This window comes from Mesobacillus sp., from assembly GCF_049588175.1.
Taxonomy (GTDB): Bacteria; Bacillota; Bacilli; order Bacillales; family Cytobacillaceae; genus Mesobacillus.
Map to the genome: position 1 here is coordinate 1 of NZ_JBAVFI010000800.1, position 1,513 is coordinate 1,513.

General features: G+C 39.1%; 2 protein-coding genes. Both read right to left on the minus strand.

Annotated elements, in window-relative coordinates:
• Window positions 1–820 (minus strand): DUF3307 domain-containing protein (locus WB217_RS19450; protein WP_423994998.1); only part of this gene is annotated, 820 nt, incomplete at its 3' end.
• 25 nt (window positions 821–845) lie between these two features.
• The coding region (locus WB217_RS19455) for a hypothetical protein (protein ID WP_423995000.1) at window positions 846–1,513 on the minus strand (668 nt) is incomplete at its 5' end.

Genomic DNA, 1,513 nt, shown 5'->3' on the forward strand with positions numbered 1-1,513 from the left:
ATGTTAATGTTCCCAGTAAAAAATATTCAGCCCAGTCGCGGTCATCCATCTGTTTAAAACGGGCGATAGATTTGGCTGTCACGATGAAGGCAATTGCCGGGTAAGATCCATAGTATGTAAGCAGGATGACAAGCAGGCGTTCTATATAACCAATCAGTTTCCCACGGGATAAATCATGCTTGTTGAAGATCATATAACTGTATTGCTCTGACAGCCCTCTTTCACCATTGCTGTTTTTAGGGTAATCCGTTTCCTTCAGGTCATTTTTAAACGTATATTTGCCCTCAAAAGTTAAAAGCTGTCCTGGCAATGATCCAAGCAGAATTCTGATAATATGTCCGCTCACAGTGGTTCCTAATATCAAGATGATCGCAAGGAACAAAATTATGTTTAGGTTATCGATTTCGCCCCCTTCTCCCAGGAGGAGTTCTGAAAGTCTATAAAGAACAGAAACTAGCGAGATCTTATAAAATAACTGCAAAGCTATTAAAATCATCAACAAATGCAATAACTGGTCAATGACAAAAAACCATAATTTACCTAAGTTTTCACTGTTGGTATATTGATCGACAACCTTAATCTTTAGCAGGTCAATTAAAAAATGTGTACCTGTAATAAAAAGCACTGGCCAAATGATCGCTAATAAAGGGTCCGACTCCGGACTTTGCAAATACCAGGCTAAAGACAGAACGACAACATTTACAAATAAATGATGAAACAAATGCTTTTTAATATTCTTGAGTTTGTCCTGAACCATGTGATCTGTCTGCAGGTAAAAATCCGCTAATAAATGCGCAATGATTAAACTTAATAAAAGCATGCCGACCCCTTTCTGCAGTTACAGCCTATAAATTAAATACATCTTTCAACTTACCCTTTACATGGTTTCTGATATTTTCTTCGAGCAATTCCGGATTACACTCCGTCGAATCCCTAAACTCCTTTGCCTGAAGCGAAGCCAATACACTGGAAATTTTACGATAACTGCCAAGCACGAGTTCGCTATGGCCCTTTTTAAAGTGACTATATATAGTAGGCGCTGACCTTTCAAGCAGTTCTGCGATCAAATTTTGCTTTTCATATACCAAGTACAGGGAACAAACCAGCCGCTGGACATCTGTTTGCTGCTGGCTTAAAGCATTCTGCAGTTTTAGCATGCCATTTAGCAACGTTACTAGCTCATACTCATGCATGTTTCCGTTCAAGTCAAAATGAAATGTCTCCCTTTCCTTTTGCTTTTTCAAGAAATCATTTGCCAGCCTTGCTTGTTTCACTACTGGATGAATCCATTTTTCAATATCGATTTCCTCTATACTTTTATTTATGCTGCCAAAAGCCAGTCCAAAATAAGGCTTATTGTTCTCAAACTTCCATATACGACTTATGAAGAACGCGGTTACAAAGGCAGTGGCATAACCCTCTCCGAGGAATATAAGCTCATCACCCGAACGGTGCCGTACCTGAATATGTCCATAACCCTGAAACCACTTATTAATCCATTCCTCAATATCCG